This is a genomic window from Candidatus Latescibacter sp., from assembly GCA_030692375.1.
Taxonomy (GTDB): Bacteria; Latescibacterota; Latescibacteria; order Latescibacterales; family Latescibacteraceae; genus JAUYCD01.
Genome location: JAUYCD010000171.1, coordinates 22,972 through 32,883, shown reverse-complemented (window position 1 = coordinate 32,883; position 9,912 = coordinate 22,972). Strand labels below are relative to the sequence as shown.

General features: G+C 50.3%; 7 protein-coding genes. All 7 read right to left on the bottom strand.

Annotated features, from left to right (window positions below; genetic code table 11):
• Nucleotides 1-316: 316 nt before the first annotated feature.
• The 7 genes from Q8O92_10405 to Q8O92_10375 all read right to left on the bottom strand — a co-directional run bounded on the left by Q8O92_10405 (nt 317) and on the right by Q8O92_10375 (nt 9,851).
• Complete coding sequence (locus tag Q8O92_10405) at nt 317-1,093, bottom strand: class I SAM-dependent methyltransferase (protein ID MDP2983726.1); 777 nt, start codon at nt 1,091-1,093, stop codon at nt 317-319.
• A 12-nt stretch (nt 1,094-1,105) separates the two neighbouring features.
• The gene (locus tag Q8O92_10400; protein MDP2983725.1) at nt 1,106-4,288 is read right to left on the bottom strand and encodes a fused MFS/spermidine synthase; all 3,183 of its coding nucleotides are present in this window, start codon (nt 4,286-4,288) and stop codon (nt 1,106-1,108) included.
• Nucleotides 4,289-4,303: 15 nt separating this feature from the next.
• Nucleotides 4,304-5,992 carry a cupin domain-containing protein gene (locus Q8O92_10395; protein MDP2983724.1) on the bottom strand — a complete coding sequence of 563 codons (1,689 nt, stop codon included), beginning with the start codon at nt 5,990-5,992 and terminating at the stop codon, nt 4,304-4,306.
• Nucleotides 5,993-6,210: 218 nt separating this feature from the next.
• Nucleotides 6,211-7,221: a DUF362 domain-containing protein gene (locus tag Q8O92_10390; GenBank protein MDP2983723.1), complete on the bottom strand. Its 1,011-nt coding sequence runs from the start codon at nt 7,219-7,221 to the stop codon at nt 6,211-6,213.
• A 175-nt stretch (nt 7,222-7,396) separates the two neighbouring features.
• Complete coding sequence (locus tag Q8O92_10385; GenBank protein MDP2983722.1) at nt 7,397-8,809, bottom strand: DUF6298 domain-containing protein; 1,413 nt, start codon at nt 8,807-8,809, stop codon at nt 7,397-7,399.
• 315 nt (nt 8,810-9,124) lie between these two features.
• Complete coding sequence (locus tag Q8O92_10380) at nt 9,125-9,592, bottom strand: hypothetical protein (GenBank protein ID MDP2983721.1); 468 nt, start codon at nt 9,590-9,592, stop codon at nt 9,125-9,127.
• Nucleotides 9,564-9,851 carry a nucleotidyltransferase domain-containing protein gene (locus Q8O92_10375; GenBank protein ID MDP2983720.1) on the bottom strand — a complete coding sequence of 96 codons (288 nt, stop codon included), beginning with the start codon at nt 9,849-9,851 and terminating at the stop codon, nt 9,564-9,566. The genes Q8O92_10380 and Q8O92_10375 overlap by 29 nt, the downstream gene beginning before the upstream one ends.
• Between the last annotated feature and the right edge of the window lie 61 nt (nt 9,852-9,912).

The following is a 9,912-nucleotide window of genomic DNA, read 5'->3' as shown; positions in this document are numbered from 1 at the left end:
ACTCTTACTTAACTCTTTTTTTAACAAATTCTTATAATTAATATTGGAAGGCAGCCCCCTAAATCCCCCGAAGGGGGACTTTTCGTGGTAAAGATGAAAATGTAAAAGTGTAACTTTAATAAAAAAACCAATTATGCATTGCCTTGCAGTTTGTTAAGTCCCCCTTCGGGGGATTTAGGGGGCTATAGTTTCCGGCCAATAAGAATGAAAATTCATGTTTATGAATTAATCGGGCTAACCTTGTGGATCATGTTAATCCTGTCTAATAATATTTCTTTGCGAACTTTGCGAACTTTGCGTGAGATTGCAGTTAGATTCAGTCTTTTGTAAAATGGAAAAGCCCGCAGCCATAATCGGCGTTTTCCAGAACAGACCTGTCGATATTCTGAGTGAACTTCACATCGTCGTTTATCCCGGAAAGCTCGACCAGCCGTAGGCCGCTGAAATATTCGAGAATCTGTCCCGGTGAATGGATACGCTGCCCGTTGAAACAGAGCCGGGGCTTCCCCACCGGAAGCGAGAAATAGAGATTTCCGCCGGGCGCGAGAACCCGTGACAGCTCACGGCAGGCTTTCTGAGTCCCATAGGGGTCGAGTGGATCTCCGTACCTCCCGAGACCGATATGCTCGGCCACATGCAGGCAGGATAGGGACGGTATCGATCTGTCCTCAAAGGGTATGGCCAGGATGCTCCCCTTTTTCGACTCGAAGTTTTCAAGCGCCGCTTCGAGCGGGCGGATGTCGATGAAGGTGACATGGGTGACTGCGGTGAGAAAACCGACATAATCCACCCGTGAGCCGATATCAACGTGCGCGCCGGCGCCAGAGGCAACAATCTTCCTAAACGCCCAAATATCCTGGTAAAAGTAATGCCTGTCGAAACCGGTAGCAGGGGTTCGTTCATGGATGCAGGGATATGTATCGCTGAATCGAATCGATTCCGCCCCATTCATCCTCGAATACCGTAACCAGTCCCGGAAATACCGGATATACCGGGGAAAAGCCGGGAAAAACTCCATCGGATTGAAAAAAGGCTGTATCCACCTGAAAGCCAGGTAAGCCAGATTATAGGGTGTGCTTTTGAATTTCCTCATGTTCTGCCTCAACTATCGCGGTGATGCGCCGGGTGAATTTTCCGAAAGCCGCGCCGCCTCTTCAAGGTGCCTCTCCCCTTCGGCTATCCTGCCTAATTTTTTTAGTACAAACCCAAGATTCCGGTGTGACTGGACATTCCCGGGATCCAATGCAAGCGACCGGCGGAATTTCTCCGCCGCTTCTTCCAGCTTTCCCTGGCGGACCAGTACATTCCCTAAATTGTGGTATGCCTTGGCATAATACGGATAGATTCGAATCGCCTCACGGTACAGGCTTTCTGATTCATCAAGGCGGTTCTGTTCGGAGATAACGTTTCCAAGGTTGAAATATGCCCTGTCGTAGCGGGGATTTGCCGCAATCGACTTGCGGTAATAGTTTTCAGCTTCTTCGGAATTTTTCAGCAGGAGATACAGATTTGCCAAATGAAAATAGAGGCGATACTTCTCATGCCGGGTATCGATTTTTTTCTTCATCGCTTCGATTTGTGTCGTGATACATATCTTCTGGAACTCCGGGTCGCTGATGAATGAAAAATCCTGAACAATGTTTTTGGAACAGAAATCTGACAAGATTGCAGCATACCGTGCTTTCTGTTCGGGAGAGGCTTTTGCAAGGTCGACCATATCGCGGGTCGGACTATTGAAAGAGAGGCTGAAAACAGCCCGGTCGATCTGGGCATCGATGTTCGTAGTGAACTCCCGGATCACATTCGCTGTTTTCGGACTCAACCAACTCTGCGATGCAATCCGCGCATTGATTGTGTTATCATTGTAATGCATCACTTTAGGCGCGGAAAACTCCAGCAGGGGCCGGCTGTCGGTGTTGACAGTGCCCTCGCCGAACAATTTTCCCAGATCTTCGTTAACAATGAGAGAATAACATACCAGGGGATTTGTGAGAACCATGTTTCCGGATTTACGGCTGTAAGTAAAATTTTTAATCGCCGCATCCATATCCAGCCCCCTGTTCCCGTTAAAACCGATCAGCATGTAATCCGGCACCGAGCCGAATAATCCTGTGCTGACCATGATGCTGTTGGGAAATACCTTGTGGAATGTCCTCCCGATCAAGGCAAAATCCGCCCAGTCGATCTGGTAAGAATGAATCCACTGCACGAAAATTCCGTCTCTCTCGAGCCTTTCTTTTACCATCTCGAAAAAATCGCTGGTGAACAGGGAAGCCAGACCGGCCATCCAGGGATTTGAAGGTTCGGAAATAACCACATCGTAGGTTCGGTTTGTCAATGCCATGTGAGCGCGGCCGTCCTGGATGATAAGCTGGGTCCTGGGATTTGATAAAACGTTGTTATTCCAAGGGCGGAAAAAATTGCTGGCTTCAACAACCTGCTGGTTGATATCGATAACATCAAGTTTTTCAACGGGATAGTAAAGAACCTCTCCGGCAGAGATTCCGCTGGCAAGGCCGAGTACCAAAACCTGTTTCGGATCAGGGTGGAAGAGAAGCGGAAAATGGGCCAAAAGGGTCTGGGTAGGCATATCTGCCGGCTGGGTTGAAGCGTCCGGCTTGCCGCTGTTGTATAAATTGTACTCGACTTTCCCGATAAAATCTGTGTCTTTGATCACTGTGGTGAACCCACCTATCCCATCTCCGAAATAGGCTATCTCCCCCTTGAATCCCTCGGCAATTATTTTATTGCCTTTGAACAGCGCCTCCATCCATCCCATCCCGTTCAGCACAGGTGTATCAAACCGCTCATATTTCCCCGTGGCAAGGAGTTTCCTATCCCAGTGGGGATAGTACGTAGCAGCCAGGCATCCTGCCAGGACTGTGAGTATCAGGGGGGCATATGCTGAAGCTTTTCTCCGGGTCTTCCAAAATATAATACTTCCGGCAACCAGAACCGTAACGAGCTGCATGACGGCGAGGAGGCTCAGGCTGAGTTCCTTTCCCAGGAGAGGTATCAGGATAAACCCGGCGCAGAATGAACCGAGAACGGCGCCCAGAGTATTTATGGAATAAGCGAATCCGATCGATCTGCCCACCGCTCCGATGGAGCGGGTATACAGTTTTCCGACCAGGGGGAATGTCGCGCCGAGAAACACGGTAGGTAAAAACATGCATGAAAAGAGAATAATTGATTTTACCATCATGAGCTGTGTGAAATGGTCTTTGAACGTATAAATGAGCTTTGCGAAAAATACCTGGCTCTCTCCCAGTATCTGGCTGATAAAGAGAGCGCTTGCCGCCGCTGCGATCTGGGTATAGAGCAGAAGAGCGCCGGGCTTTCCCGTTTTATCGGCCAGCCAACCGAACAGCACGCTTCCCAGCGCAAGACCGGTGATAAAGGTTACCAGCACCACGGTGAAAGAATAGGTGGTTGGGCCGACAATCAGCCCCAGGAGTTTCGTCCAAATCACTTCGTACGCCATGGAACAGAAGCCTGATACGGCAAAGATGACCAGCGCTCCGGCGCCAATAACCGGGGCATAAAAGGGTTTTCCCGTAGGGGAGGCTTCCGTATCTGCCTGAAATGCCCCACTCTCTTTCAGGATTGACCCCAGATACATGCTGGAAAGCCCGATAAAGGCATTCAACAGTATGGCAAAAGCGAGGGAACCCCATATACCCCAGAAATTGATGATCCAGAATCCGCAGAAAAGCGAACCGGCTGCCGCTCCGATGGTGTTTATACTGTAAAGGCGCCCCAGAGTGGCGCCGATACTGGAGAGCTTTGTCACATAAAAACGGCTCAGAATAGGCAGCGTAGCCCCCATGCAGGTCGCAGGCAGGATGAGGAGGAACGAACAGCCCAGAAACGTCAGGAGATTATATACCAGAAAATGCCCGAACAGATGGTTGTACAGAAGCGCATATAGCGGTTTGAAAAGGAAAAGCAGCGCCGGCAAAACCAGACCGTACGCGCCGACAGTCAACTCCAGAATGCCGTAAATCCTCACCAGCTCACCAGGTGTTTTCAGACGGTCAATGAAGCGGCTGGCCAGATAACTCCCCAAACCAAGCCCGCCCATGAATACGGTCAATACGATGCTGACTGCAAACGGGGCGCTTCCGATGATCTTTACTAACATCCGGGTCCACAGGATTTCATAGATGAGGCCGGTCATCCCGGAAATGAAAAAGAAGCACAGAACAAGGAAATAGGGCATTTTGAACTTGTCCTGTGCTTCCGTTTTCGCCAGGGTTTTGTTTTTTTTCGTTTTGTGTTTAGCCAAGGCGTTTACTCTATCCTATTTCTGGTTGAACAGACCGATATACAGCATTTTAACGGGTTTCTTGCTCTGGTTGAAATTGGCGTGCGGAGTCTTGCTGTCCGGGGGAATGAGGTACGCTTCCCCTACATCCATTTTCCGGAGCTGTTTCCCCAGCATAAAGTTAACCGCGCCGTCGATGGGCGCCCATATCTCCTCGGTGCCCGGATCATGGCTGTGCGGCTGGGCAAATGTATCCGGCAGAAGGGTGACTGTGAGGAACAGGTCGATTTTGGAGAGTCCCTCCTTTTTTTGTATAAGCCACTTGTTATTGTGAACCCAGTGGGAATTCGTGGTGTGGAACTTCTCCACATTCTCATCACGCCAGACAATTTCCTTGACCGGTTTAAAGGACTCGTCGACCTTTTCAGCCGCGAGAAACATGGTCATGGGAGCGCCGGTGGTATTCTCCATGACAAATTCAAGGCCCGCCGGAACCATGAAAGCCGCACCGGGGAAGAGATTATACGTCTTTCCGCCGCCGGTCACTATGCCCTTTCCTTCCAGGATATAATAGAGTTCCTGGGTGTCCTTCAAAGTGGTCGGCGTTGTTCGGTCGCCTTCCACAAGCATGGCATAGGTGAAACGGTCGAGGTATTTGAGGACGCTTCCGCGGTCGGTCGGACTGGCGGCGTCGCCGCCATTATGGGTGAAGATGGGACGCTCCAGCAAGGTGCCGTGGGTGGAAAATTGCATGTGCTCTTTATAGCCGGAAATGAACATGTCAATATGGGATTCGGTCTTGGGATCGTACGGTTTCGGATCGAGCTGCCCGTATTTGAATCCTACTTTATCGGTTTTTACGTTGCGCATCAACCAGAACATTTTGATGGGTTTGTCGGAAGCATTGATGTTTGCATGACCGGTGAAGCCGGTGGGAGGAATCTTGTACCCGGCGCCGGGGGGCAGGTGGAAGAATTGCTTGCCGAGAAGGAGAGTTGTGTCGCCGCTGAGGGCGAACCAGATTTCTTCGGACGGGTCGCCATGAGTATGAGGCTGTCCGATGGTCTCCGGTAAATACCATACGGGGCCCATGCCGGTAATAACCGCGAGACCATCCTTTGCGGTGAGGAAATTCTTGTAGTTATGGCTCCAGTGAACGTTGTTGCTCGACCACCTGGTGCCTCGTTCGTCCTTGACCACGATTTCTGTGTTCGGCTTGAAACCGGCAGGAATAGGCTCTGTGATGATATACATGGCGAGGGGATCTTTACCCGTGTTTTTTATAGTGAAATTGATGCCGGGAGCAACGACCACCCCGATGCCTTCCCGAACTTCCGTGGACTTTTTATCTCCGGCCAGGGTTCCGTTTCCGGAAACGAAATAGAAGATTTTCTGCTCATCTTTCAAAACGGCAGGAGTGGTGGTTTTCCCCGGATTTAAAACGCCGTAGGTAAGCCTTTTAATAGCTGTCAGCACGGCGCCGCGGGTTTTCGGGCGCTCGGAAGTACCATCGCACGGGGTGAGGATATCCCACTCTGAAAGGGCGCCGAATACGGTACGTTTTACCGAATCCTTCCAGTTTTTCACGAACAGTGCGCCGTCAGGATCGACCGCCGGATCGAACGGTTTCACGTCGAGATTGTACAGGTCGAGCGTACCTTTTTCCTGCGCATAAGCGACAATGGGAAAAGAAAGCGCCAACAGTAGTACCAGAAGTTTTTTCACGTAACGACTCCTTTTTCATGGGATTGATTATGGACAGTTCCAACACCGGTTTTCATCAGTGGATCAAGGTAGTATACTCCTTTGTGAGCCTGCATTCGTTATTACGGTTGTCTCCTCTGGTCAGCAGGCTTCGGAGAATACTTCTGCCCTGCGGACAAATCCCTTCCGTTCTCCTCGGCACTGACCAATGCCCGCTATGCGACAACTTCCGCCTCCGACTAATCGAGAGAGACGGGAATCGTTTTCAGTTCGTACTTGATTGTCCCGATACCTGCTTTGGCAAGTGCCATTGGAACCGTTGTGGTCGGTTTTTCACTTTCCTCAAAGGTGAACAGGCTGTTTAGAATATCGACCGACCGGGTGTCAACAGCGCACGGGTCTTTTCCTATTACAATCCTATTTCCCACTCGTACGTATGGCCGCGCTTCGTTTAAGGGTATCAGAACATGGTCGGCTATATACAGATGCAGATGGTCTTTCATATAGTTTTTAAACATGTCTATATATGCCGCATAGTTCGAATTATCATGGAATCCCCCTTCATTGGACGCCATTAATGCTTCGTAGCGCGTCGTGTTTGTACTGAGCGCTCCCATCATGTTTTTGATTACTCCCGAAAGCTGGCCCGCAAAATATTGATGTCGTCTGGAGGCAACCATGCATATGCCGTAATCCGCATCGCTTAACGTTTTGGAAATGTACATGGTCTTTCCCGCCACGGTCATCGCATCGCCGGTATATTCATCAGGGTTCCGCACAATACCCAATGCGTTGAGATTATCGGGACCATAAGTTGCATCGACCCTACCGCTAATATTATCGGCAGTATTATCGAAGGCAAAAATGTGTCCGGGTGGGAATGAATCCTTGAACATGGATTTTAAGCCGAGAACAACAGCTTTCAGTATAGCAAACTGAGGACCGTTGTACGGATGGAGGAGGTTGAGTTTAATGGCAATTTTCGACTGCGGAGTGACACCCGGCAATAATTTCTGCCACGCCTTTCCAATGTCATTCTTTCCAGACATCTTCTTTATAATTGAATTCACTGCCGCAATGACTGTCTTCTCGTCAACTTTTGTTCCGATCGGCTTGTTTCCGTTTACCATCCTTTCATCGAATGCCTCGTAGACCACCGCCGATTTTTCGGTTGCCGCCGGGGATGGATGGGAGCCGGGGAACAGCAATGACGAGGTTGCCAAACCGGCGATAAATTGCTTTCGCGTCATACAGGTGTTCCTTTCAACCGACATATCACCAGCTACCCCGCAGCACGGCGAGAAACTCTTGATTAACTTCTGATATTACTTCGGTCTGATCTTTCCATCATTATTATCATTCGCATCGCCGGTTCAGGACATGCGCGCGCCCGTCGCGCCGCTCACAGAAACTGCACGATTGTTGTTATTGGGACGCCTTTATCCTCAGTGCGATGTCCTCGGAATATTCCGGCGAACGGAGCGCGACGACTCCTCCCGGGTGCTGCAATTTCTCGTTTCTGACGATTGCGCCGATCCTGGTGTCGAGCCATTCGATGACATACGTCCCCGCCGGGAGCTCCAGTTTCAGGTCTGCTTGTTTACCACCGTTGATGTAGAGCGCATACTGTTTGCCCGATTCCATCAAAGCCCGAGCCGTCGCACCCTTCGGGACTCCCCCCTTAATGACAGCATTCTTGGGGGCCATGCGAATGAAGTCGAAACTGTGGATGAAGTCCTTGAGGATGCTGAGCTGGTGACGCAACTCAGGGCTGCCGCCGCCTGGTGACTTGTAATCCATGAACGAACCGTCGGCGTGTTTGGAAGTGAACGAATAATCCAGGTTATTATACAAGCCGCCTCCGGCGATGATGAACTCCCATCCCTCGGTACGGTAGGTTACATCCTTCTTCCCGCGGAAACCGGTTTCGTTCTCGCCGATGACCTTATTAAGGCCGTAGTTCATCTCGACCACGTCCGGGGGAACACAGTAGTGGAAATTAAAAATGGAAACGTTCGGATGAGGGTTCGCGACCTTCGCCCGGCCATTGGCGATGTTCATCGAGATCAGGTGTTTTCGCGGGAGTTTTTTTTCGGCGTCCACGATCACATCCACGATATGGTTTTGCCACTCCAGAGTTACCCCGCCGAAGTAAGGCTCGTTGCATACCTCGTAATAGAGGTTGTCGAAGCCGCGCAGCTCCTGAACGATCTTCCGAGTGACCGTCTCGTGGATGTCGACAAGATCCTTGTGCTTCAGCGTGTAGACCTCGGTGCTTGGGCAGCCCCCAATCCCGTTGATGTTGTTGGCGGCGTTCATCGGGCTCGCACCCCAGAGATTATCGTTATAGTTGGGGCAGAAGAGATTCAGCTCAACCACGATGCCGCGCCTGGAAGCCTGAGTCATGAAATCCTTCAGGCGCTTGAAATAATGGTCGTCCCACTTTGTGAGGTCGAACTTGTTGCCGCCGTCGAAATATCCGGGGGTGGTGCTCCGGACCCACGGACATATATACCGGTTTGGGTGGGGAGCGAGCGTATTGTCGGTGATCTTGAAAGAGCCGGGAATCTCACGGTAGGTTCCCACCCAGGTGCGCGTGAGATTGAGATCGTGGGCTTTTAGCTCGTCCAGATAAGGAACATAATCGAAATCCAGATTGAGCACCGCGCCATAGTGTTCGCCGGAGGTGATCAGCACCGTGGGCTTGCCACGGAAGAGAAAGTAGTGCGGGTTACCAGGATGCAAAGAAATTGGCACGGCGGGACCGCCGCGAAGAGCATTGTACGGGGCGCACTGAAGAACGGCGAGCGCCAGAACGGCAAGATGGATGGGTTTCATGGCTTATGATTTCCTTAATAGCAAGAGCGCCCAACACCCGGAGACAGAACCGGAGTTCCGCTCTTCGACTCAACTCATTGTAAAATACAATTCAAACCATCGAGCTGAACGCCCAAACGGTATCGCGAGATGGCGGGAATACAGAAAAGCCAGTGCTCGATTCATTGATGCAAGCGCCTCTTGCACAATTACCCCTTCCGCCCGTAATACGCCTACTTCCCGTGCTTCCTCTTCGCCGGGAAGCAGTCCCGGTTCACCATCACGACCCCGAGGTTAACTTCAGGGAGATTGTGCGGTGGACACTCCTTTGCAGGGTTATTGCTCTGGTGTTTCGATTTTCTTTAGAAAATCCATCAACTCTGCTTCGAACTGATGAAAGGAGTTCTTGCATTCGTATACAAGCGGTTCCATCCTGTCCCAAACCAGGAAATTAGCGTACGCATGCCGAAACATATGACGAAAATCCATATATTGTTTAAGTGTTCGGGAGAGAGATTCGGAAATTACCTGAGGTCGTTGGCTGCTAGGCTTCGACATCATCTCTAGCAATCGTGCATGGTAATCCGTTCCTTTAGGTAAAGTTTCGTCTATTCGTTTGGCAATTCGTTTAAAAATCCCTTCAATTCCCGTATAAAACGAATGGAGGATAGCGGCAAGAGCAATAGTAACTATATCACCAGGATCACCTTTATATTCATTCCCCAGTAATTTATCGTAAGTTTCTATAAAATGCCTTAATTCTGCCAACTGTATTTCAATTTCTTTTCTCAATATGGTCGACATGGAGAAGAAGCCCTTCTTTTTTCAGGTATTCCGAAAACAGACTCCCATCATCAAGGTCTATTAAGTCAACAGGCCGCCCGAGAATCTCGTGGGCATGACCCAAAGCCCTGAAAAACACACCAGGCGGCAGCCCGCTCACTGCCATGTCAACATCGGAATCCCGTGTGAACGTTCCTTCCGCAAGCGATCCGAAGATATACACCTCGATAGCACCGTATGACTTCAATGCGGCGGCTGCACGGGTTATTTTACGTTGCATGTTGGGGGTCATTGGATGCCTGTAATAACAATTGCCACTTTTATGGATGTATCCTGTCAAG